20 protein-coding genes are annotated in these 24,382 nt (G+C 41.3%); 13 read left to right on the forward strand and 7 right to left on the reverse strand.

The features are described from left to right. Positions 1–231 precede the first annotated feature (231 nt). The 8 genes from EDC41_RS03555 (at position 232) to EDC41_RS03590 (ending at position 11,397) form a co-directional block, all read left to right on the forward strand. Positions 232–735 (forward strand): toxin-activating lysine-acyltransferase, encoded by a 504-nt coding sequence (locus tag EDC41_RS03555; RefSeq protein ID WP_041447980.1) that lies wholly within the window; start codon positions 232–234, stop codon positions 733–735. Positions 736–750: 15 nt separating this feature from the next. Continuing rightward, positions 751–3,612 carry an RTX family hemolysin gene (locus tag EDC41_RS03560; RefSeq protein ID WP_061888577.1) on the forward strand — a complete coding sequence of 954 codons (2,862 nt, stop codon included), beginning with the start codon at positions 751–753 and terminating at the stop codon, positions 3,610–3,612. A 74-nt stretch (positions 3,613–3,686) separates the two neighbouring features. Further along, positions 3,687–5,813 carry a type I secretion system permease/ATPase gene (locus EDC41_RS03565; protein ID WP_020831006.1) on the forward strand — a complete coding sequence of 709 codons (2,127 nt, stop codon included), beginning with the start codon at positions 3,687–3,689 and terminating at the stop codon, positions 5,811–5,813. 11 nt (positions 5,814–5,824) lie between these two features. Then, positions 5,825–7,261, forward strand: coding sequence for an HlyD family type I secretion periplasmic adaptor subunit (locus EDC41_RS03570; protein WP_006248025.1), 1,437 nt, complete (start codon positions 5,825–5,827; stop codon positions 7,259–7,261). A gap of 194 nt (positions 7,262–7,455) precedes the next feature. Further along, positions 7,456–8,247 carry an ABC transporter ATP-binding protein gene (locus EDC41_RS03575; RefSeq protein ID WP_006252562.1) on the forward strand — a complete coding sequence of 264 codons (792 nt, stop codon included), beginning with the start codon at positions 7,456–7,458 and terminating at the stop codon, positions 8,245–8,247. Positions 8,248–8,257: 10 nt separating this feature from the next. After that, on the forward strand, positions 8,258–9,424 hold the full coding sequence (locus tag EDC41_RS03580; protein ID WP_006252561.1) for an ABC transporter substrate-binding protein: 1,167 nt from the start codon (positions 8,258–8,260) through the stop codon (positions 9,422–9,424). A 16-nt stretch (positions 9,425–9,440) separates the two neighbouring features. Continuing rightward, a complete protein-coding gene (locus tag EDC41_RS03585) occupies positions 9,441–10,184 on the forward strand; it encodes an ABC transporter permease (protein ID WP_006248026.1) in 744 nt (247 codons plus the stop codon). A 154-nt stretch (positions 10,185–10,338) separates the two neighbouring features. Next, positions 10,339–11,397, forward strand: a complete 1,059-nt coding sequence (locus EDC41_RS03590) for an acyl-CoA dehydrogenase family protein (protein WP_006250819.1) — start codon at positions 10,339–10,341, stop codon at positions 11,395–11,397. 110 nt (positions 11,398–11,507) lie between these two features. Here the strand turns inward: EDC41_RS03590 and EDC41_RS03595 are convergent, their stop codons facing one another. The 3 genes from EDC41_RS03595 to EDC41_RS03605 all read right to left on the reverse strand — a co-directional run bounded on the left by EDC41_RS03595 (position 11,508) and on the right by EDC41_RS03605 (position 14,502). After that, a complete protein-coding gene (locus EDC41_RS03595) occupies positions 11,508–12,050 on the reverse strand; it encodes a carboxymuconolactone decarboxylase family protein (protein WP_006250820.1) in 543 nt (180 codons plus the stop codon). A gap of 151 nt (positions 12,051–12,201) precedes the next feature. After that, positions 12,202–13,713, reverse strand: coding sequence for a glycerol kinase GlpK (gene glpK, locus EDC41_RS03600; RefSeq protein WP_006252560.1), 1,512 nt, complete (start codon positions 13,711–13,713; stop codon positions 12,202–12,204). A 3-nt stretch (positions 13,714–13,716) separates the two neighbouring features. After that, on the reverse strand, positions 13,717–14,502 hold the full coding sequence (locus EDC41_RS03605) for an MIP/aquaporin family protein (RefSeq protein WP_006252559.1): 786 nt from the start codon (positions 14,500–14,502) through the stop codon (positions 13,717–13,719). A 197-nt stretch (positions 14,503–14,699) separates the two neighbouring features. Here EDC41_RS03605 and EDC41_RS03610 point away from each other — a divergent pair, with 197 nt between their 5' ends. Beyond that, entirely contained in the window at positions 14,700–15,074 is a 375-nt protein-coding gene (locus EDC41_RS03610; protein ID WP_015586980.1) for a fluoride efflux transporter FluC, read from the forward strand. 47 nt (positions 15,075–15,121) lie between these two features. On the opposite strand, the gene EDC41_RS03615 is transcribed toward EDC41_RS03610, so the two are convergent. Next, a complete protein-coding gene (locus EDC41_RS03615; protein WP_006250824.1) occupies positions 15,122–16,444 on the reverse strand; it encodes an anaerobic C4-dicarboxylate transporter in 1,323 nt (440 codons plus the stop codon). A gap of 148 nt (positions 16,445–16,592) precedes the next feature. Between EDC41_RS03615 and dapF the strand changes: the two genes are divergently transcribed. Further along, positions 16,593–17,417 (forward strand): diaminopimelate epimerase, encoded by an 825-nt coding sequence (gene dapF, locus EDC41_RS03620; RefSeq protein ID WP_006249620.1) that lies wholly within the window; start codon positions 16,593–16,595, stop codon positions 17,415–17,417. A gap of 170 nt (positions 17,418–17,587) precedes the next feature. Here dapF and EDC41_RS03625 read toward each other — a convergent pair whose 3' ends face one another. Further along, entirely contained in the window at positions 17,588–18,130 is a 543-nt protein-coding gene (locus tag EDC41_RS03625; RefSeq protein ID WP_006249619.1) for an RBBP9/YdeN family alpha/beta hydrolase, read from the reverse strand. Positions 18,131–18,253: 123 nt separating this feature from the next. Between EDC41_RS03625 and EDC41_RS03630 the strand changes: the two genes are divergently transcribed. Next, entirely contained in the window at positions 18,254–18,577 is a 324-nt protein-coding gene (locus EDC41_RS03630) for a DMT family transporter (RefSeq protein ID WP_006249618.1), read from the forward strand. A 62-nt stretch (positions 18,578–18,639) separates the two neighbouring features. Here the strand turns inward: EDC41_RS03630 and xylB are convergent, their stop codons facing one another. Continuing rightward, entirely contained in the window at positions 18,640–20,085 is a 1,446-nt protein-coding gene (gene xylB / locus EDC41_RS03635; RefSeq protein WP_006252557.1) for a xylulokinase, read from the reverse strand. A gap of 152 nt (positions 20,086–20,237) precedes the next feature. After that, positions 20,238–21,557, reverse strand: a complete 1,320-nt coding sequence (xylA, locus tag EDC41_RS03640) for a xylose isomerase (RefSeq protein WP_006249615.1) — start codon at positions 21,555–21,557, stop codon at positions 20,238–20,240. A gap of 241 nt (positions 21,558–21,798) precedes the next feature. Here xylA and xylF point away from each other — a divergent pair, with 241 nt between their 5' ends. Together xylF and xylG are read left to right on the forward strand one after the other, a co-directional pair. After that, on the forward strand, positions 21,799–22,800 hold the full coding sequence (gene xylF / locus EDC41_RS03645; RefSeq protein ID WP_006252556.1) for a D-xylose ABC transporter substrate-binding protein: 1,002 nt from the start codon (positions 21,799–21,801) through the stop codon (positions 22,798–22,800). Positions 22,801–22,866: 66 nt separating this feature from the next. Then, positions 22,867–24,381 (forward strand): D-xylose ABC transporter ATP-binding protein, encoded by a 1,515-nt coding sequence (gene xylG, locus EDC41_RS03650; RefSeq protein WP_006249612.1) that lies wholly within the window; start codon positions 22,867–22,869, stop codon positions 24,379–24,381. Position 24,382: the final 1 nt, after the last annotated feature.

The following is a 24,382-nucleotide window of genomic DNA, read 5'->3' on the forward strand; positions in this document are numbered from 1 at the left end:
AGAAAAAAGAAAAGTATATGTTACATTAATATTACAATGTAATTATTTTGTTTAATTTCCCTACATTTTGTATAACTTTAAAACACTCCTTTTTCTCTTCTGATTATATAAAAGACAAAAAATACAATTTAAGCTAAAAAAAACAACAAAAAATACGACAATAAGATCGAGTAATGATTATATTATGCTATAATTTTTGACCTAATTTAGAATAATTATCGAGTGCAAATTATGAATCAATCTTATTTTAACTTACTAGGAAACATTACTTGGCTATGGATGAACTCCTCCCTCCACAAAGAATGGAGCTGTGAACTACTAGCACGCAATGTGATTCCTGCAATTGAAAATGAACAATATATGCTACTTATAGATAACGGTATTCCGATCGCTTATTGTAGTTGGGCAGATTTAAACCTTGAGACTGAGGTGAAATATATTAAGGATATTAGTTCATTAACACCGGAGGAATGGCAGTCTGGCGATAGACGTTGGATTATTGATTGGGTAGCACCATTCGGACATTCTCAATTACTTTATAAAAAAATGTGTCAGAAATATGCTGATACACTCGTCAGATCTATACGCTTCCAACCAAATCAAAAATCAGTAGGAAAAATTGCTTATTTCAAAGGAGGTAAATTAGATAAAAAAACAGCAAAAAAACGTTTTGATACATATCAAGAAGAGCTGGCAACAGCACTTAAAAATGAATTTAATTTTATTAAAAAATAGAAGGAGACATCCCTTATGGGTAATAAACTTACTAATATTTCAACAAATTTAAAAAGTTCCTGGTTGACTGCTAAATCCGGTTTAAATAGAACAGGACAATCATTAGCTAAAGCAGGGCAATCTTTAAAAACAGGGGCAAAAAAAATCATCCTCTATATCCCAAAAGATTACCAATATGATACCGATAAAGGTAATGGTTTACAGGATTTAGTTAAGGCAGCTGAAGAGCTTGGTATTGAAGTGCAAAAAGAAGAGAGCAATGATATTGCAAAAGCACAAACCAGTTTAGGCACAATTCACAATGTATTGGGTTTAACTGAGCGTGGTATTGTTTTGTCAGCCCCTCAGCTTGATAAATTGCTTCAAAAAACCAAAGTAGGTCAAGCGATTGGCTCTACAGAAAATATTACAAAAGGTTTTAGTAATGCAAAAACAGTATTATCTGGAATCCAATCTATTCTAGGTTCTGTCTTAGCCGGTATGGACTTAGATGAAGCATTACAAAATAACAGCAATGAGCTAACACTTGCTAAAGCTGGTTTAGAGTTAACCAACTCGTTGATCGAAAATATTGCTAACTCAGTGAAAACATTAGACGCCTTTGGTGATCAAATTAATCAACTTGGTTCAAAACTGCAAAATGTCAAAGGATTAAGCTCTCTTGGCGAAAAACTAAAAGGTCTGAGTGGCTTTGATAAAACCAGCCTTGGTTTAGATATTGTATCCGGCTTGCTGTCGGGAGCAACGGCTGCACTTGTACTTGCAGACAAAAACGCTTCAACATCAAGAAAAGTGGGTGCAGGTTTTGAATTAGCAAACCAAGTTGTTGGTAATATTACCAAAGCCGTTTCTTCTTACATTTTAGCCCAACGTGTTGCAGCCGGTTTATCTTCAACCGGACCTGTGGCAGCCTTAATTGCTTCTACCGTTTCTCTTGCGATTAGCCCATTATCATTTGCCGGTATTGCCGATAAATTTAATCACGCAAAAAGTTTAGAAAGCTATGCTGAACGTTTTAAAAAATTAGGCTATGACGGTGATAATTTATTAGCAGAATATCAACGTGGAACAGGGACTATTGATGCTTCAGTAACAGCAATCAATACAGCATTGGCTGCTATTGCTGGTGGTGTATCTGCCGCTGCTGCCGGCTCTGTGGTTGCTTCACCAATTGCCCTACTTGTATCAGGTATTACCGGTGTGATTTCCACTATTCTACAGTACTCTAAACAAGCAATGTTTGAACACGTTGCAAATAAAATTCACAATAAAATTGTAGAATGGGAAAAAAATAATCCAGGTAAGAACTACTTTGAAAATGGTTACGATGCCCGTTATCTTGCGAATTTACAAGATAATATGAAATTCTTACTGAACTTAAACAAAGAGTTACAGGCAGAACGTGTTATTGCAATTACTCAGCAGCAATGGGATAACAACATTGGTGATTTAGCCGGTATCAGTCGTCTAGGTGAAAAAGTACTTAGCGGGAAAGCCTATGTTGATGCCTTTGAAGAAGGTCAACATCTTAAAGCGGATAAATTAGTGCAATTAGATTCTGCGAAAGGGATTATTGATGTTAGTAACACTGGAGAAGCGAAAACACAGCATATTTTATTCCGGACACCGTTATTAACTCCGGGAACAGAAAAACGCGAGCGAGTGCAGACGGGTAAATATGAGTATATTACTAAACTTCATATTAACCGAGTAGATAGCTGGAAAATTACAGATGGTGCAGCAAGTTCTACCTTTGATTTAACTAACGTTGTTCAGCGTATTGGTATTGAATTAGACAATGCTGGAAATGTAACTAAAACCAAAGAAACAAAAATTATTGCCAAACTTGGTGAAGGTGATGACAACGTATTTGTTGGTTCTGGTACGACGGAAATTGATGGCGGTGAAGGTTACGACCGAGTTCACTATAGCCGCGGAAACTATGGTGCTTTAACTATTGATGCAACCAAAGAGACCGAGCAAGGTAGTTATACCGTAAATCGTTTCGTAGAAAGCGGTAAAGCATTACACGAAGTGACTTCAACTCACACCGCATTAGTGGGCAACCGTGAAGAAAAAATTGAATATCGTCATAGCAATAACCAGCACCATGCCGGTTATTACACCAAAGATACCTTGAAAGCTGTTGAAGAAATTATCGGTACATCACATAACGATATTTTTAAAGGTAGTAAGTTCAATGATGCCTTTAATGGTGGTGATGGTGTCGATACTATTGACGGTAACGACGGCAATGACCGCTTATTTGGTGGTAAAGGCGATGATATTATCGATGGTGGAAATGGTGATGACTTTATCGATGGCGGTAAAGGCAATGACCTATTACACGGCGGTAAAGGTGATGATATTTTCGTTCACCGTCAAGGCGATGGTAATGATTCAATTACTGAATCGGAAGGTAATGATAAATTATCATTCTCTGACTCAAATCTAAAAGATTTAACCTTTGAGAAAGTAAATCACCACCTTGTGATTACTAATACCAAGCAGGAAAAAGTCACCATTCAAAACTGGTTCCGTGAAGCAGAGTTTGCAAAAACAATTCAAAATTATGTTGCAACAAGAGACGATAAAATTGAAGAGATTATCGGTCAAAATGGTGAACGGATTACCTCGAAGCAAGTGGATGAACTTATCGAAAAAGGTAACGGTAAAATCGCTCAGAGTGAACTGACAAAAGTTGTGGATAACTATCAATTACTCAAATATAGCCGAGATGCATCAAACAGTTTAGATAAGTTAATCTCATCTGCAAGTGCATTTACCTCGTCTAATGATTCGAGAAATGTATTAGCGAGCCCAACTTCAATGTTGGATCCGAGTTTATCTTCTATTCAATTTGCTAGAGCAGCTTAATTTTTAATGATTGGCAACTCTATATTGTTTCGCACATTATGGAGTTGCCGTTTTATTTTATAAAAGGAGACAATATGGAAGCTAACCATCAAAGGAATGATCTTGGTTTAGTTGCCCTCACTATGTTGGCACAATACCATAATATTTCGCTTAATCCGGAAGAAATAAAACATAAATTTGATCTTGACGGAAAAGGGCTTTCTTTAACCTCTTGGCTTTTAGCCGCAAAATCGTTAGCGTTGAAAGCGAAACACATTAAAAAAGAGATTTCTCGCTTACACTTGGTGAATTTACCTGCATTAGTTTGGCAAGATAACGGTAAACATTTTTTATTGGTAAAAGTGGATACCGATAATAACCGCTATTTAACTTACAATTTGGAACAAGATGCCCCACAAATTCTGTCACAAGACGAATTTGAAGCCTGCTATCAAGGGCAATTAATTTTGGTCACATCTAGAGCTTCCGTAGTTGGTCAACTAGCAAAGTTCGATTTCACCTGGTTTATTCCGGCGGTGATCAAATACCGAAAAATCTTTCTAGAAACCTTGATTGTTTCGATCTTTTTGCAAATTTTTGCCCTAATTACACCGCTATTTTTCCAAGTTGTTATGGATAAAGTACTGGTGCATCGAGGTTTTTCAACCTTGAATATCATTACGGTTGCCTTAGCTATTGTGATCATCTTTGAAATTGTCTTAAGCGGTTTACGCACCTACGTGTTTTCCCATAGCACTAGTCGGATTGACGTGGAATTAGGCGCTAAATTATTTAGGCATTTATTATCGTTACCTATTTCTTATTTTGAGAACAGACGTGTTGGCGATACAGTTGCACGGGTCAGAGAATTGGATCAAATACGAAATTTCCTTACCGGACAAGCATTAACCTCGGTATTAGATTTATTATTCTCTTTTATCTTTTTTGCCGTAATGTGGTATTACAGCCCGAAATTGACCTTAGTCATTCTCGGCTCACTACCCTGCTATATTTTATGGTCAATTTTTATTAGTCCGATTTTAAGACGGCGTTTAGACGATAAATTTGCCCGAAGTGCTGACAATCAAGCATTCTTAGTTGAATCGGTAACAGCCATCAATATGATTAAAGCGATGGCGGTTGCTCCACAAATGACGGATACATGGGATAAACAGCTGGCAAGCTATGTTTCATCAAGCTTCCGTGTCACCGTATTAGCAACCATTGGGCAACAAGGTGTACAACTTATTCAAAAAACCGTTATGGTGATCAACCTTTGGCTAGGGGCACACTTAGTTATTTCAGGCGATCTTAGTATTGGGCAATTAATTGCCTTTAATATGCTATCAGGGCAAGTGATTGCACCGGTGATTCGGCTGGCTCAGCTCTGGCAAGATTTCCAACAAGTTGGGATTTCCGTCACTCGCTTAGGTGATGTTTTAAACTCTCCAACCGAACAATATCAAGGCAAATTATCACTACCAGAAATAAAAGGCTATATCTCATTTAAAAATATCCGCTTTAGATATAAACCAGATGCACCAACTATTTTAAATAATGTGAATTTAGAAATTAGGCAAGGAGAAGTGATTGGGATTGTTGGACGTTCCGGTTCAGGCAAAAGTACTCTGACTAAATTACTGCAACGTTTTTATATTCCTGAAAATGGGCAGGTTTTGATTGATGGACATGATCTAGCCTTAGCTGATCCAAACTGGCTACGCCGTCAAATAGGTGTAGTGCTGCAAGATAATGTGTTATTAAACCGCAGTATCCGAGAAAATATTGCGCTATCAGATCCAGGAATGCCAATGGAGCGAGTAATTTATGCAGCAAAATTAGCAGGGGCTCACGATTTTATTTCAGAATTGCGTGAAGGTTATAACACCATTGTGGGTGAACAAGGAGCGGGGCTTTCAGGCGGGCAACGCCAACGGATTGCGATTGCTCGAGCTTTGGTAAACAACCCGAAAATCCTGATTTTTGATGAGGCAACCAGTGCCCTCGATTACGAATCTGAGCATATTATTATGCAAAATATGCAAAAAATATGCCAAGGCAGAACCGTGATTTTGATTGCACATCGTTTATCGACCGTCAAAAATGCGGATCGAATTATTGTGATGGAAAAGGGGGAAATTGTTGAGCAAGGCAAGCACCACGAATTACTGCAAAACAGTAACGGACTTTATTCCTACTTACACCAATTACAACTTAATTAAGAAGGAAAACAATGAAAATATGGCTTAGTGGTATTTATGAATTTTTCCTACGCTATAAAAACATTTGGGCAGAAGTATGGAAAATTCGTAAAGAATTAGACCACCCAAACAGAAAAAAAGACGAAAGTGAATTTTTACCGGCACATTTAGAACTGATTGAAACCCCGGTTTCTAAAAAACCACGTCTAATTGCTTATTTGATTATGCTATTTTTAGTTGTGGCAATTGTGCTTGCCAGTGTAAGCAAAGTTGAAATTGTGGCGACTGCTCCCGGTAAATTAACTTTTAGTGGCAGAAGTAAAGAAATTAAACCGATTGAAAACGCCATTGTACAAGAAATTTTCGTTAAAGATGGGCAGTTTGTGGAAAAAGGGCAATTATTAGTCAGCTTAACTGCATTGGGTTCTGATGCAGATATCAAAAAGACCATGGCTTCACTTTCTTTAGCTAAACTGGAGAACTATCGCTACCAAACTTTGCTTACTGCCATTGAAAAAGAGTCCTTGCCGGTGATTGATTTATCTAGAACCGAATTTAAAGATTCATCGGAAGAAGATCGACTACGTATTAAACACTTAATTGAGGAGCAATACACCACTTGGCAAAAACAAAAAACACAGAAAACTTTAGCGTATAAGCGTAAAGAGGCTGAAAAACAAACAATATTTGCCTATGTCCGTAAATATGAAGGTGCAACACGTATTGAACAAGAAAAATTAAAAGACTTTAAGGCACTTTATAAACAGAAGTCTTTATCTAAGCACGAACTTCTTGCGCAAGAAAATAAATTAATTGAGGCTCAGAATGAGCTAGCTGTTTATCGCTCAAAATTAAATGAATTAGAAAATGATCTACTCAATGTAAAAGAAGAACTTGAATTGATCACGCAATTCTTTAAAAGCGATGTGTTGGAAAAATTAAAGCAACATATTGAAAATGAACGCCAACTTCGGCTCGAGTTAGAAAAAAATAATCAACGCAGACAGGCCTCGATGATCAGAGCACCGGTTTCCGGTACGGTTCAGCAACTGAAAATTCACACTATAGGTGGTGTTGTTACGACTGCTGAAACCTTGATGATCATTGTGCCGGAAGACGATGTGTTAGAGGCCACCGCTCTGGTTCCAAACAAAGATATCGGCTTTGTTGCAGCAGGGCAGGAGGTGATTATTAAAGTGGAAACTTTCCCTTATACACGCTATGGTTATCTAACTGGTCGAATTAAACATATTAGCCCGGATGCGATTGAACAACCTAATGTAGGCTTAGTTTTTAATGCAACTATAGCTATAGATAGGAAGAATCTAACATCGCCTGATGGGCGAAAAATTGATTTGAGTTCAGGTATGACAATAACTGCTGAAATCAAAACCGGTGAACGGAGTGTAATGAGTTATTTACTCAGCCCATTAGAAGAATCTGTCACAGAAAGTTTAAGGGAACGCTAATCGAACCAAAACAAAGCCATAAAAGCCATTTTGAGCTTTTATGGCTTTATTTTTTAGTCCACAAGCGGTCAAAAAAGCCCAATTTTTTACACTTTTATAACAAATTGTTCTAACTAAAAATTACTAATTCTTTTCTTTTATAAGACGAATCCTCTATTTTCATTTCATTAACATTGAACTAGAAAAGGGGATTTATGAGCCTAAGCATTACGAATCTTTCTCTTGGCTACCGCAAAAATCAGCAAACCAAGACCATTTTGCACGATGTCACTTTTAACGTAGAAAGCGGCACTTTAACCTCGATTCTCGGGCCGAGTGGGGTGGGGAAGTCCTCGCTGCTGCGGGTGATCAGCGGGTTAGATAAACCCTTAAGCGGAAAGGTGGCGTTATTCGGGGAGAAAATCAATCAGCCACACCCCGATGTGGGCTTTGTGTTTCAATCGGCGACCTTGTTGCCTTGGCTTTCGGTGCGAAATAACGTGGCATTCGGTTTAGATTTTCAATGCCGCTTACCACTCAGCAAAGCCGATATTCAGCACAGGGTGGAATCGGCTTTGGAGGAAGTCGGCTTGCGTGAGGCAATCGATCTTATGCCGCATGAACTTTCCGGCGGTATGGCACAGCGGGTGAATTTGGCTCGGGCATTGGCTCGTCAGCCGAAAGTGATTTTGCTCGATGAACCCTTTTCCGCCCTTGATGAAGTCATTCGCAGCCAAATGCAAACCTTATTACACGATATTGTCCGCCACCATAATGCGGCAGCGATTATGGTAACGCACGATATTGATGAAGCCTTATTGGTTTCAGATGATGTGTTATTACTTGGCGGAGATACCGCCCATATTGTTGGAAAATGGCATTTATCTGCTCCATTCCCCCGTACTGATTTATTGAGTCTGAACCCTATTCGAGTCGAGATTTTACACACGCTTAGACAGGCTCAGCAGCGAGCGGTGCAAGAGCAGACAGTTGATTTTGTGATTTAAGGAGAAAGTGATGGATCAGCAACGTAGAGATTTTATGAAACTGCTCAGCCTGTTTTCCCTTGCAGGTAGTTTACCGTTAATTCAAGCCTGCGAACAGGTGCAAAAAAATGCCGAAAATCGACCGCTTGTTATCGGCTACTTGCCGATTACCGACGCCACACCGCTGTTAGTTGCTCACGCCAAAGGCTTATTTGAAAAGCACGGTGTGCAGGTGGAAAAACCGGTGATGTTTCGCAGCTGGGCTCAGTTGGTGGAAGCCTTTTTAAGTGGCAATGTGAACGTGGTGCATCTGCTTTCGCCTATGAGTTTGTGGGCGAAATATGGAGCAAATGCTCCGGTGAAAGCGGTAATGTGGAATCACTTGGCAGGTTCGGCTTTAACGGTTCGCCCTGAAATCAACAGTATTGCCGAACTCTCCGGCAAAACGGTAGCAATTCCGTTTTGGTATTCAATTCATAATATCGTTTTGCAACGATTATTACGAGAAAATGGCTTGAAAATCACCGAAAAAGAGCCGAACAGCGGCGAAGTGCGATTAAGTGTGATGGCTCCGTCAGATATGGTAGCAGCCTTGGCAAGCGAGGCAATTTCAGGCTTTATTGTGGCAGAGCCGTTCAATGCGTTGGCGGAAGCCAAAGGTGTGGGCAAAGTGCTGCGTTTTAGTGGCGATGTGTGGAAAGATCACGCCTGCTGTTTAACCCTAATGCACGAATATGATATTCAGCATCGCCCCGACTGGGTGCAAAAAGTGGTAAATGCCTTAACCGAAGCACAGGTTTATACGCTGGAAAATCGGGCAGAAACAGCAAAATTGTTGGCACGGGGCAGCGGCTACACGCCGCACGATCAAAAAGTGCTGGAAAAGGTACTGGCTCCAACCCAAGCTCAGTGGGATAAATATATCGAAACAGGGGCAATTCAAAACCCTCAGTGGCACCAACAGCGAATCGGTTTCCAACCGTATCCGTTCGATTCCTATATGGAAGAGCTGGTCAAAATGCTCAAACAGACCCACATTGCCGGCAATAATGCGTTTTTACAACAGCTTGACCCGGTAGAGGCAGCGAAAGCGATTAACGAGCCGACCTTTGTGCGAAAAGCGATTGAGCAAGGCGGTTGGGTTGAAACCTTTAATTTACAAGCCGGTTGGACAAGAACCGAGCAAATTAGTGTATAAGCGATAGGAACGAACGATGAAACAGAAATATATTTACGGCTTAGCCGGTTTATTACTGCTACTTTTAGGTTGGCAGCTTGGCACAGCCTTGTTAAGCCAACGGTTGCCGATGGCATCAATGTTAGCTCCGGCAAAAACCTGGGAAAGTTTTACTTGGCTGATTTCCTCCGGCGAAATTTTTCCGCACTTATGGGCGAGTTTGCAACGCATTGCTGTCGGGCTACTCGCTGCGTTAGTGATTGGTGTACCGCTGGGCTTATTGCTCGGCTTCTCCAAGCACCTTGAAATGCTTTGCACGCCGTCATTCCAACTACTACGTATGATTTCGCCACTTTCGTGGATGCCGATTATCGTGATGTTACTTGGTGTAGGCGATTTGCCGATTTATTTTTTACTGGCGTTTGCCACCGTTTGGTCGTTGATTATTTCCACCACCTCAGGGGTAAAAAGCATTGATCCACAATGGTTACAACTGGGTAGAGTAATGTCGGCTACCCGCAAAGAACTGCTGTGCAAAATTGTTGTACCGGCTATTACCGGACACGTTCTCACCGGTTTACGTGTGGCGGTTGGGATTGCGTGGGTGGTGCTGGTACCGTGCGAAATGCTAGGCGTGAATCAAGGACTCGGCTATTTTATTTTAGACACCCGAGACCGATTAGCCTATTCCGAACTGATGGCGGTAATTATAATTATCGGCTTAATCGGCTGGGCGTTGGATAGCTTAATCCGCTTGGCTTTAGCGAAAGGCGGCAGATAAATTGACAAGCGGTCGAAAAATTGCATTTTTTTGCAAAAAATCGACCGCTTGTTTATTCCAAAAAAGCATATTACCTTAATTTATTTTATTTCTAGGGCATAAAAAAGCGATTTAAGATAGCGACAAAGTAAACTAATTATACGAGGTAAACACAATGTCGGTTCTTTCATCTTCTTTTATTCAATGGCTTCAGCAGAACGCCGAAAATTTAGATCAATCTAACGAACGAGCGGATTTACTCATTCCACAAATTGCCGCACTAGGGCTATATAAAATCGGCGTGCCGGAAACGCTTGGCGGCAGCGGTGGCACTTTGGTTGATGCGATCAAAGCCGTTACCGAACTGGGTAATCACTCGCTGGCTGCGGCATTTGTTTCGTGGGGACATCGTACCTTTATCGAGCATATTATCGCCTCAAAAAATCCTATTCCCCGCCAAAGCTATTTGGCGGATCTGCTAAATGGCAATTTAACCGCAGGAACAGGTTTATCGAATGCAATGAAATTTCTCTCCGGCATTGAAGAGTTGAATGTGAATATTCGTGAAGAAAACGGTAAACGCTATTTAAATGGCCGCCTGCCTTGGGTAACCAATTTACGTTCATACCGCTTTGTTGCCAGTTTTGTTGCCGGCTTCCAAGATGAACGCAAACCGCTGGTGATTGCCGTTCCCTCAACTGCCGAAGGCTTAACCCGCACTAAAGAGCTGGAATTTATGTCGCTACAAGGCACGAATACTACTGCTTTAGTGTTTGACAATGTGGAATTAAAAGAGGAGTGGATTTTGTCCGATAATGCCCCCGAATTTTTAGCCACAACCCGCCCTGCGTTCTTAGGCTTACAGTTTGGCTTACCCTTTGGCTTGGTAGAAAAAAGTTTATCGGAAATTGAAAAATCGCTCTCCTTCCGTGCAATTTTAACGTCTGAATGGCAATCCCAAGTTGATGCGTTAAACGACATCAAAAACCGTTTATTCAATGGCTTAAATGAAGAGGGCTATTTTGTTCGTAACCCGAAAGAGCTGTTCCAAGCCAGAATCGATATTGTTAATGTCGTCGCCCAAACCATTCTGTTAGAACTACAAGCGAGCGGTGGACGTGGTTATTTGAAAAACGATACTTCAGGCTTCAGCCGCCGTTGGAAAGAAGCCGCATTCTTACCTGTGGTTACACCAAGTGCGGTGCAGCTGAGAATGGTATTGGCAAATAGTTAAACCTGAGAGGCAAATATTGCCTCTTTTTATTTGCAAAAAATTGAATAAAAATAACCGCTTGTAAATATAAAAAAGGACGCATTAAGCGCCCTAAATTTTATTATTTTCGATTACGCAAAAGGCTGCAATTCAGGGTTGATTGGCGTTTCGGCAATGTTGTTCACATAGTTACATAAGGTTGCGAGGCTCACGCCTAAAATCACATCAATCGCATTTTGTTGGTTGTAACCTGCGGCAAAAAATTCGTTTAATTGGGCTTCGGTTAATTTGGCTTTTTGTAACATTACTGCAAGGGTGAAGCGAGCCAGAGTGTCTAATTTGTTATCGTCTATGCGAGCCGTGGCACGTAAAGCATTTACCACTTCTTCAGGCATTTTTAATGCTTTTAAGGCGATTTTAGTATGACCTGCCACGCAGAAACCACAGCCGTTGACCACTGCTGCGGTGATTTGTACCACTTCACGTTCTTCAGCGGTTAAGCTGTTACGACTATTAATACCACCCACAGTGCGGTAAGTTTCCAGTGCTGTTGGGGCGTTGGCTAATACGCCGATCAGATTTGGGATAAAACCGTTTGCTTGTTGCACTGCTTTTAGGGCTTCTTGTGCCGTTTCAGGAGCGGATTCAATAGTGTGAATTTGAAATTGAGACATAAATGTTCCTTATCAGGTTGTTTATTGGTGTGGCTCATCATAAAGAAAAGGCTAATTTAGAACAAATCAAAATCACTATTTAATATAACTAAAAGATCTTAAAGGGAGTATAGTTGCCTATACTCCCTTTGTTTATGCACAGGTTGCGTTTTTACTCTTCTGCGTCTTCTTTTGCCCATTCTAATGAGCGGCGAACGGCTTTTTTCCAACCTTTATAGCGTTTCGCCCGTTTTTCTTGGTCGCCGTCCGGTGTGAAGGTACGTTCAATTTCCGCTTTGTCTTTCAGTTCTTCCAAATCTTTCCAGAAGCCGACAGCAATACCCGCAAGATAAGCTGCCCCTAAAGCAGTGACTTCTTTCACTTTCGGACGCTCAACTTTGGTGTCTAAAATATCGGCTTGGAACTGCATTAAGAAGTTGTTTGCGGTTGCACCACCGTCCACACGTAACGCTTGTAGTTTCGCTTTGGAGTCAGACTGCATTGCTTCTAACACATCTCGGGTTTGGTAAGCGATAGACTCTAGGGTCGCACGCACAATGTGGTTACGGTTTGCCCCACGGGTTAAACCGAAAATTGAGCCTCGTGCATACGGATCCCAATATGGAGCACCTAAGCCGGTAAAGGCAGGTACAACATAAACACCGTTAGAGTCATCTTCTTTAGTGGCAAAATATTCGCTGTCAAAGCTATCGTGAACAATTTTCAGCTCATCACGCAGCCATTGAATAGACGCACCGGCAATAAATACTGAACCTTCCAACGCATATTCCGGCTCGCCTTTTGCGTTACACGCAATGGTCGTTAATAAACCGTTTTCAGATTGAATCGCAGTGTTACCGGTGTGCATCAACATAAAACAGCCTGTACCATAGGTATTCTTCGCTTGTCCTTCTTTCACGCATAAATGACCGTAGAGAGCGGCTTGTTGGTCACCTGCAATACCCGCGACCGGAATACGCACACCGCCTTGACCGCCGATATTAGTTTGCCCGTAAACTTCTGATGAATTTTTCACTTCAGGTAACATTGAGCGTGGAATATTGAGCAATTCCAGCATTTTATCGTCCCATTGTTTGGTGTGAATGTTAAACAACATAGTACGAGAAGCGTTGGTGTAATCGGTAACGTGTACCCGCCCTTGGGTTAATTTCCACACTAACCAAGTATCAACTGTACCGAACAGCAATTCGCCTCGTTCTGCTTTTTCTCTTGCCCCTTCTACGTTATCTAAAATCCACTTCACTTTAGTGCCGGAGAAGTACGGATCGACTACCAAGCCTGTCGTTTTACGAATATATTCCTCGTGTCCGTCTGCTTTTAATTTATCGGTAATATCCGATGTGCGACGACATTGCCACACAATCGCATTATAAACAGGTTTACCGGTCTCTTTTTCCCACACAATCGTGGTTTCACGTTGGTTTGTGATCCCGATTGCGGCAATGCTATCCGGCTTAATACCGGCTTTTGCCACCACTTCATTTAAGGTGGAACTTTGGCTTGACCAAATTTCCATCGGGTTATGTTCTACCCAGCCTGCTTGCGGATAAATCTGGGTAAATTCACGCTGAGCCACTTCAACCATATTGGCATTTTTATCTAATAAAACCGCACGAGAGCTGGTTGTACCTTGGTCGAGAGCGATGATATATTGTTTTTCCATAGATTACTCCTGAGTATTTGCTGGAAGATTGTTATGAATGAGGTTTTTATAACCCCAAGCACCGAATAATGCACCGCAGATTGGGGCGACAATCGGAATGATGAAATACGGAATTTCTTTTCCGCCTGTTAAAGCAATTTCACCCCAACCGGCAAGATAAGCAAAGAGTTTCGGACCAAAATCACGAGCCGGGTTCATCGCAAAGCCGGTTAACGGGCCGGTTGCTCCACCAATTACCGCAATCAATAAACCGATGAGTAATGCGGCTAAGGCTTTATTCGGCAAGCCGTTTTTATCATCGCCAATCGCTAAAATAGTGGACATCAACACCACAGTAATCACAAATTCAACGATGAAGGCGGTAACCAATGTAATATTAGGGTTTGGATAGGTGGAGAACACACCGGCAAAGCCAACAGTTTCGCCCCGAGTAATGCCTTGAGCGGCTTCGGCGGCAGTAAAGAGATCGCTATACATAAAATAAATCAGTGCGACAGAGCAAAACGCTCCGGCAACTTGGGCGATGACATAGGGCAAAATTTTATGCTTTTCAAAGCCGTAGAATGCGGCAAGTGCTATAGTGACCGCAGGGTTAAGGTGAGCACCGGAAATACCGGCAGAAATGTAGATTGCCATGGAAACACCAAGCCCCCAAACGATGGAAATTTCCCATAAACCGAAATTCGCACCGGCTACCTGAGCAGCAGCAACACAACCAGCACCAAAGAAAAGAATAAAACCTGTACCGATAAATTCGCCAATACAGGCATTACGTAAGGATTTGCTCATAAAGTTTCTCCTTAAGATGAAAATGATTGGAAAGTGATGAAAAAATGTTTGAATATGAACATATTTCGGAGTGATATTGCCAAAGCGGCATTTTTTAAGCAAATAGGAAGTTTCAAATTTGTGAAATCCATCACATTATTTTTCTAAATCACTCATTTTTAGGTATGATGTGAGAAAACGTTAGATGAGGAAAAATGATGTCTTCAATACTTATGATTTCAATCGGGGCGGTACTTGGAGCTATGTGCCGCTGGCAATTAGCCGTTTGGCTAAACCCGATACTCAGCCAATTCGCCTTTGGTACTTTAGCAGCAAATTGGCTTGGTTGTTTGTTAATTGGTATTGCAATGGGGTTTAATTTAGGCGAGAGCCAGCGGTTGCTGTTCATCAGCGGTTTTTTAGGCAGTTTTACCACCTTTTCCAGTTTCTCTTTAGAACTAACGGAAAAACTATTAGCAGAAAAATGGGGGCAGTTTGTGACAGTGCTGAGTTTACATTTAATCGGTGGGCTTTTGCTTACTTTGATAGGTGTAATGCTTGCAAGAGCCGTTACAAGCGGTCGTTTTTGCTGAAAATTTTGCAAATAAAAAACCTCCCAAACGGGAGGTTTTGCGAGCGATTAAAGTAGGATATTGGAAAGTAATAAACCAAATCCGATACTGAAAATCATACTAAGTAAGCCCGGTAACATAAAGCTATGGTTGAAAATATATTTACCGATACGGGTTGTGCCGGTGGTGTCGAAGTCAATCGAGGCAATAATCGGGCCGTAGTTCGGAATGAAGAAGTAGCCGTTTACCGCCACAAATACCCCGATTAGCACCGGTGCAGGAATGCCGATAGCAATCGCTACAGGGAATAAGGTTGCAACCGTTGCCCCTTGGCTGTTTACCAATACGGAAAGTACGAATAATGCGAAAGCAAATGCCCAAGGTGCGGTTTCAACTAAGCCTGACACCATTGATTTCACTTCATCCATATGACCTTGCATTAAGGTATCGCCTAACCACGCAATACCGAAAATCGCAATCACTGCACGCATACCGGCGTGGAAGACAGAACCTTTAGTGATTTCATTGCCGTCCGGTTTACAGGTAAGAATAATCAACGCACCAATACTTAACATCACGATTTCAATGGTGTGAGCCATCCCCATCGGCTTACCATCAAACACAGGGCGAAGAGCTGGAATTGCGCCCATTAATACCACTAATAATGCACCGAATAGGAATAAGCCTACTGATAATTTCGCAGTCGGTTTTAACGGTAATTCGGTTGGATTGGTAGTAATGTGATTTTCTTTCACATATTCAGGGTCTTGCAATAAGCGTTGATAATTTGGGTCGTCTTTTAATTCTTTGCCCATTTTATTTACAAACACACAAGCTAAACCTAAGCCCAATAAGGTCGCAGGAATAGTCACACTTAACACGTTACCCAATGTAACACCTTGAGGTTCAAGGAAGGCAACCACAGCAACTACTGCCGCAGCAATCGGGCTGGCGACAATCGCAAATTGTGAGGCGATTACTGCCATTGAAAGTGGACGCTCAGGGCGGATACCGTTGTGGCGGCTTACCTCTGCAATTACAGGTAATACAGAATAAGCAACGTGACCTGTACCGGCAAGCACGGTGAATGTCCAAGTTACAAGCGGTGCGATAAAGGTAATGTATTTCGGGTTTTTACGCAAAATGCGAGTGGCAATTTTGATCATATAGTCCAAACCACCGGCTGCTTGCATGGCTGCTGCAGCCGACACAACCGCCATAATCATAAACATTACATCAATCGGTAAACCGGCAGGTTTTAGCCCAAACCCAAATGAAAGAATGGCTAAGCCCAAGCCACCGAACACCCCTAATCCGATACCGCCTACACGGGCGCCAACCAAAATGCATAGTAACACTATGGCAAATTGGATAATAAACATCGCAGACATAATTTTTTGCTCCTAAATAAGTAAATGAAACTCTGTGTTTGAAAAAATCTGCATTTTTCATCAAATTAATCGGCACGTACTATATCAATAAATAAAACTAATCTCTATAATCTAAATCAATAAAATTTCTAATTAATTAAGGAATAATATGCAATTTTCAAAAATGCACGGCTTAGGCAATGATTTTATGGTGGTTGATGGTGTAACCCAAAACGTTTACCTTACCGAAGAGATGATCCGTACGCTTTCTGATCGCCATCGTGGTATCGGTTTCGACCAACTTTTATTGGTTGAACCACCTTACGACCCTGAATTAGATTTTCACTATCGCATTTTTAATGCAGACGGCAGTGAAGTGTCGCAATGTGGCAATGGGGCGAGATGTTTTGCCCGTTTTGTTACGCTCAAAGGCTTAACCAACAAAAAAGACATTCACGTTAGCACCGCAAAAGGCAAAATGGTGCTAAGTTTGCAAGAAGACGGCAAAGTGCGTGTGAATATGGGCGAACCGATTTGGGAACCTTCGCAAGTGCCTTTTACAGCAAATAAATTTGAGAAAAACTATATTTTACGCACCGAGCTACAAACCGTGTTATGTGGCGTGGTTTCAATGGGGAATCCGCACTGCGTACTGCAAGTTGATGATGTGAAAACCGCCCCGGTAAATGAACTCGGGCCGTTACTAGAAAGCCACGAGCGTTTTCCTGAACGGGCGAACATCAGCTTTATGCAAGTAGTGAATCGCAATCACGTTAAATTACGGGTGTATGAGCGTGGAGCAGGCGAAACCCAAGCCTGTGGTAGCGGTGCGTGCGGCACAGTGGCGGTCGGCATTATGCAAGGCTTGTTAGATAACAAAGTGCAGGTGGATTTACCCGGTGGAACGCTGATTATTGAATGGCAAGGAGTAGGGCATCCTCTGTATATGACCGGCGATGCCACCCACATTTATGATGGATTTATTAAACTGTAAGTTTTCCCATAGGGAGGCAAGCGGTTTATTTTTACCGTTTTTTTGCAAAATAGGGTTGGTTTATACAAAAGTACCAGCGTGGACGCTGGCACTATCAGACTGATGTATAACTTTTGTTTAAATTCAACTTATAGATGGTGCAAGCGTCCTCGCTTGTACCAAAACAGGTTTCACTCGAGTAACTTCTTCACCAACTCCAACACCACAGGTAATTCGGTAACACCTTCTCTATCCAAAAAATGCCCGCCTTGATTTAACCGAATATAATCCGCGTGCAAATGTTGGGCTAACGCATCACTGTATTGGTGATTCACGACCTTATCATCTAACGCACTTACCACATAGCTTGGAAAGCTCGATACGCTCGGCAAAATCGCATAATAGTTGGTAAAGGCAGACAGTTCGGGTAAGTTTTCTACCGGTTGATAGAACCCCGACACAAACACCGCCCCTTTAATCTTGGCGTAATTTTTGGCTAAAAAATTCAAAATGGCAATGCAACCTAAACTATGCCCGACAAAAACCGTTTGATCGGTCAGCTCCACATTTTGTGCAAGATGATTTAACCAACCATCTAATGACGGCTTTGCCGAATCCGGCATATTCAACCGCTCACAACTGACACCACACTTCGCTAATTCTTGCTCCAGCCAAGGAAACCAATGCTTATCGGCATTCGCCGTATAACCGTGTACGATATAAACCTGTGCCATTTCACACCTCCTGATTCACCAAAGATTGTACCATAGCTTAATCAGGAAAAAACAAGCGGTGATTTTTTTAAATTTTTTTGCAACTCAGGTAAAATAGCACGCATTTACGCAAAGAGGTCATCAATGAACGTTTGGATTTTACTTGCGATTTCCATCTGCCTCGAAATCGCTGCCACCAATTTACTCAAATTAAGCAACGGCTTCACCAAAGCTATACCGACTATTGGCTCGCTCGCCTTATACGGTTTATCCTTTTACTTTCTCTCTATTATTTTCCGCACCCTACCGGTCGGAATCGTGTATGCTATTTGGTCCGGCGTAGGGATTGTCCTTACCGCCCTTGTTGCTTATTTTGCTTTCGGACAGAAAATTGACTTGGCAGGCTTAATCGGCATCAGCCTCATTATTGCCGGTGTATTGGTGATTAATTTGTTTTCTAAAGTGTGATACAAGCGGTTGATTTTACAAAAAAATCTGCAAAATCAACCGCTTGTAATAGTTGGCAAGAATTATAACCCCTTTAACCGCCGGTAAAGCTCAGTAAATTTTTGGCGTTTTTGTTGATATTCTGCATAGCGGGCAGGGGTTGGTTGGTAAACCTGTTCCAGGGGTAACGGCTGACAGAACGTAGCAATATCCTGATTTGGGTTTAGCGCAATTTGAGCGAGTTTTGCCGCCCCTAATGCCGGACCGACATCACCACTGGTGCGGTATTCAAAGGTTTTACCGCTAATATCGGCAAGTAGTTGTCGCCAGTACGCACTTTTTGCTCCACCGCCAATTAATGCAATATTGTCAGCAACTACACCAGTTTCGTGGAGTACCTCAATCCCTTCAGCCAAAGCGAAACTTACCCCTTCAATCACGGCTTTTGCCATCGTTATTTGGTTGTCATTATGGCTTAATCCCCAAAATACGCCTTTCGCATAAGGGTCATTATGCGGTGTACGTTCACCCGATAAATAAGGTAAGAAAATAGCATCAGATGCCGTTTGGCTTGCTTCAACCTGTTGGAATAAAGTCGATACATCTTTTAGTCCCAATGATTTTACTGCCCAATCTACCGCAGAAGCGGCACTTAATATTACTGACATCAGATGCCAACGATCAGGTAAAGCGTGGCAAAAACTATGCACTGCTTTTTGCGGATTAGCCTGAAATTTATCGCTCACTACAAAATAAACCCCTGAAGTCCCCAATGAGAGCATAGCTTGCCCGGTTTGGTATAAGCCAATGCCGATTGCACCGGCAGCATTATCGCCACCGCCTGCCACAATCGGCACAGATTTCATTTTCCATTGCTCGGCAAGGGTTGGACGTAAATAACCTGTGATTTGATTGCCTTCAAACAGTTTCGGCATATTTTCAATGTCTAATCCGCAAGCATTTAGTAGCGATTTGTTCCAATTCCGTTTACCCACATCAAGCCACATTGTGCCGGAGGCATCAGACATATCAGAGGCATATTCGCCGCTCATCAACAAGCGGAGATAATCTTTCGGTAGCAAGACTTTGCTGACTTTTTCGGCAATATCGGGCTGGTGTTTATCAACCCAACGCAATTTCGGAGCGGTAAAGCCCGGCATCATCAGGTTGCCTGTAATTTCACGGCTATTTGGCACAAGCTGTTCTAACTCTTCGCATTCCATAAAACTACGTCCGTCATTCCATAAAATCGCAGGGGAAAGTACATTATCTGCGTTATCTAGTAAAGTCGCTCCGTGCATTTGCCCGGTTAAACTAATCGCTTTTACTGCTTGTAAATCTTGAGTAGCGGAAAGTTCTAACACCGCTTCATTGGTGGCATTCCACCAATCTTGCGGATTTTGTTCAGACCACAATGGGTGTGGACGAAAAATAGGAAGTGATTTTTGTGTGATGGCAATAATGTGTTGATTTTCATCGAGTAACACGACTTTCACACCCGATGTGCCGAGATCGATTCCAATGTACATAAATATTCCTTTGTTATTGAATACAAGCGGTCATTTTATTCGGAACATTTGCAATTTTAAGTTTTGGAGATCTATCACCCCTCTTTAGCAAAGAGGGGGATCAGATCGAGCTTAACTTTGCAAAAAATTGATAAAAAACAACCGCTTGTAGATTAACGGTAAATATAGCTATTTACCAAATTTTCCAAATATTCTTGCTGACCGGAAACAGGTTTTGGATCTAACCCTTGGGTTTCCACTATTTTTGCCAAATCTTCAAGGCTTGCTTTACCGTTTAGAATTTGTAAGCCCAAATCTTGGTTCCAGCCAGCGTAGCGGTTATCTACTACTTTCTGTAATGCTTGATCTTCCAGCATTTTTGCCGCACGTTTTAGCGAAAGGGCTAACACATCAATTGCCCCGATATGTGCGTGGAATAAATCATACGGATCGGTACTTTGGCGGCGGATTTTCGCATCAAAGTTGAAACCGCCCGTTGTGAAACCACCTGCTTTTAAGATTTCATACATCACAAGGGTGTTTTCTTCCACGCTGTTTGGGAATTGGTCGGTATCCCAACCTAATTGCGGATCACCTCGGTTGGCATCAATCGAGCCAAAAATATCTAATGCGGTGGCAGTCGCAATTTCGTGTTGGAAAGTATGCCCTGCAAGAGTGGCGTGGTTTGCTTCAATGTTGACTTTGATCTCTTTTTCTAGACCAAACTGTTTTAAGAAACCGTAAACGGTGGCAACATCGTAGTCATATTGATGTTTGGTTGGTTCTTGTGGTTTTGGCTCAATTAATAAAGTGCCGTTAAAACCGATTTTGTGTTTATGTTCCACCACTAACTGCATAAAGCGACCGATTTGTTCACGCTCACGTTTTAAGTCAGTGTTGAGTAGGGTTTCATAACCTTCACGTCCGCCCCATAATACATAATTTTCGCCGCCTAAGCGTTTGGTTGCGTTCATTGCGGTAAAGACTTGTGCTGCCGCCCAAGCAAAGACTTCCGGATTCGGATTGGTTGAAGCACCCGACATATAGCGAGGATTGGTAAAGCAGTTCGCCGTACCCCATAATAATTTCACGCCTGTTTCAGCTTGTTTTTGCTCTAAAATATCCACAATAGTGTTGAAATTGTGCTGATATTCTTTGAAATTGTTGCCTTCCGGTGCAACATCCACATCGTGGAAGCAGTAGTAAGGAATGCCTAATTTTTGGAAAAATTCAAAGGCAATTTCCGCTTTTTGCTTCGCACCTTGCAGTAAATCCCCCGTTTTTTGCCAGCTTCTGTCAAGCGAACCCACGCCAAACATATCGTTACCCGTCCAGCAGAAGGTGTGCCAATAGCAAACCGCTAACCGCAGATGTTCTGCCATCGTTTTGCCTAAAACCACTTCATCCGGGTTGTAATGTTTGAATGCAAACGGGTTGGTGGAATTAGCCCCTTCATATTGTACTTTTGAGATTTTGTCGAAATAGTTAGACATAATAATGCTCCTATGAATTGGAAAAATAATCTTTCGGTAACATCATCGGAAAATTATGCAAAACCTTCAATTACGATATTTCGTTTTTGGATTTCGATTATTGGTTAATGTGGCGTAGATCACAAAAGTGAAAAATCATAATGATATTAATAAATATGATAATTGAACTTCATTTGAAATAAGCCCAGACTGCTTACGGGCGAAAAAGATGCTCACATTTTCATAACCAATGAGGTGAACTATGAAACTTAAGTCTAAATTATTAGCCGTTGCTACGGCGACTTTAATGGTACTCAGCAATGCTTCTGTTGCTAAAGATCTAAAAATCGGTATGTCAATTGATGATTTACGCTTAGAGCGTTGGCAAAAAGACCGAGATATTTTTGTGAATAAAGCGGAAAGCTTAGGAGCAAAAGTCTTCGTTCAATCGGCAAATGGCGATGCAACCGCACAAATCTCACAAATTGAGAATATGTTGAATAAAGATATTGATGTATTGGTGATTATTCCGTTTAACGGCGAAGTGTTATCCAATGTGATTGCCGAGGCGAAGAAAGAAGGTGTTAAGGTACTTGCTTACGACCGCTTAATCAATAATGCCGATGTGGATTTTTATGTTTCATTTGATAATGAAAAAGTAGGTGAATTGCAGGCTAAAAGCATTATTGGGCAAAAGCCGGAGGGGAATTATTTCCTAATGGGTGGTTCACCTGTAGATAATAACGCGAAGCTGTTCCGTAAAGGTCAAATGAAGGTGCTACAACCGTTAATTGACAGTGGAAAAATTAAAGTGGTAGGCGATCAATGGGTAGATTCTTGGCTTGCTGAAAAAGCATTACAGATTATGGAAAATGCACTAACTGCTAATAAAAATAATATTGATGCAGTTGTAGCTTCAAACGATGCAACCGCAGGCGGTGCAATTCAAGCGTTAAGTGCCCAAGGGTTATCCGGCAAGGTTGCAATTTCCGGACAAGATGCAGATTTAGCCGCAATTAAACGTATTATTGCCGGTACGCAAACGATGACAGTGTATAAACCAATTACCAATTTAGCCGACAAAGCTGCCGAAATTGCTGTTGCATTAGGTAAAGATGAGAAAGTAGAAATGAATGCTCAATTAAATAACGGTATGAAAGAAGTACCGGCATATTTATTAGAGCCGGTTGTTGTAACTAAAGAAAATATTGATGACACAGTAATTAAAGACGGCTTCCATACCAAAGATGCAGTATATAAATAAATCACTTTAATTTTTCTAGATGGCGAGGCTTCCTCGCCATTTTTGAAAATAAGGGGCTAACTAAGTATGGCGAAATTATTAGAAATGAAGAACATCACTAAAAAATTCGGTGAGGTTGTGGCATTAAATAATATTTCAATTTCCCTTGAAACCGGCGAAATACTTTCTTTATGTGGTGAAAATGGTTCAGGCAAATCAACTCTGATGAAAGTATTATGTGGAATTTATCCTGCCGGTGATTATGAAGGGGAAATCTATTTTTCCGGCGAAAAATTGATTGCCAGAAATATCAAAGATACTGAAGAAAAAGGCATTTCGATTATTCACCAAGAATTGACCTTAGTAAAAAATATGTCGATTTTGGAGAATATGTTTTTAGGGAATGAAATTACCAAATCAGGGATTACAGATGACAATGAAATGTATCTGCGTTGTAAAACCTTACTTGAACAAGTGCAGTTGGATATTGACCCAAACACCAAAGTTGGAGAGCTAGGTTTAGGGCAACAACAGTTGGTTGAAATTGCCAAAGCATTGAATAAACAGGTACGGTTGTTGATTTTAGACGAGCCTACCGCCTCGTTAACCGAAAAAGAAACCGAGATTCTGCTGAGTTTAATTAAAGATTTACAAGCTCACAATATTGCTTGTGTTTATATTTCACACAAATTGAATGAAGTGAAAGCCATTTCCGACAAAATCTGTGTCATTCGAGACGGCGAACATATCGGTACTCGCAGTGCAGAGGGAATGAGTGAAGACGATATTATTACGATGATGGTTGGACGTGAGATTACCTCGCTCTACCCACACGAGCCACACAATATTGGTGAAGAAGTCCTTCGAGTTGAAAATTTAACCGCTTGGCACCCAACCAATACACATATCAAACGGGTTGATAATGCTAATTTTGTACTACGCCAAGGTGAAATTTTAGGTATTGCTGGTTTGGTCGGTTCAGGGCGAACCGAGATGGCACAATGTATTTTTGGCTCTTACCAAGGCAAATATCAAGGTGATATTTTTCTGCATAAGCAACCGATTAAAATCAAAAATTGTGCACAAGCGATTGAAAACCATATTGTGATGGTGCCGGAAGATCGCAAAAAACACGGCATCATTCCAATTATGGGGGTGGGTAAAAACATAACTCTCTCTTCATTACCGCAATTTTGTTTTGGCAAAAAAGTAATAAATGAACCGCTGGAAGAAACCATTATCAACCAATCTATTGCAAAACTGAAAGTGAAAACTTCCTCGCCTGAATTAGCAATTGGACGGTTAAGTGGCGGTAATCAGCAAAAAGCAATTTTGGCAAAATGCCTATTGCTTAACCCTAAAATCCTGATTTTAGATGAGCCGACCCGTGGTATCGACGTGGGAGCAAAATATGAAATTTATAAGCTCATCAACCAATTAGCTAAAGAAGGTATGGCAATTATCGTCATTTCCTCCGAATTACCTGAAGTTTTAGGCATTAGTGATCGTGTATTGGTTATGCACCAAGGCAAAATTAAAGCAGATTTGATTAACCAAGACCTTACCCAAGAAAAAGTAATGGAAGCGGCACTCAAGGAGTAAC

Source organism: Mannheimia haemolytica, assembly GCF_004342115.1.
Taxonomy (GTDB): domain Bacteria; phylum Pseudomonadota; class Gammaproteobacteria; order Enterobacterales; family Pasteurellaceae; genus Mannheimia; species Mannheimia haemolytica.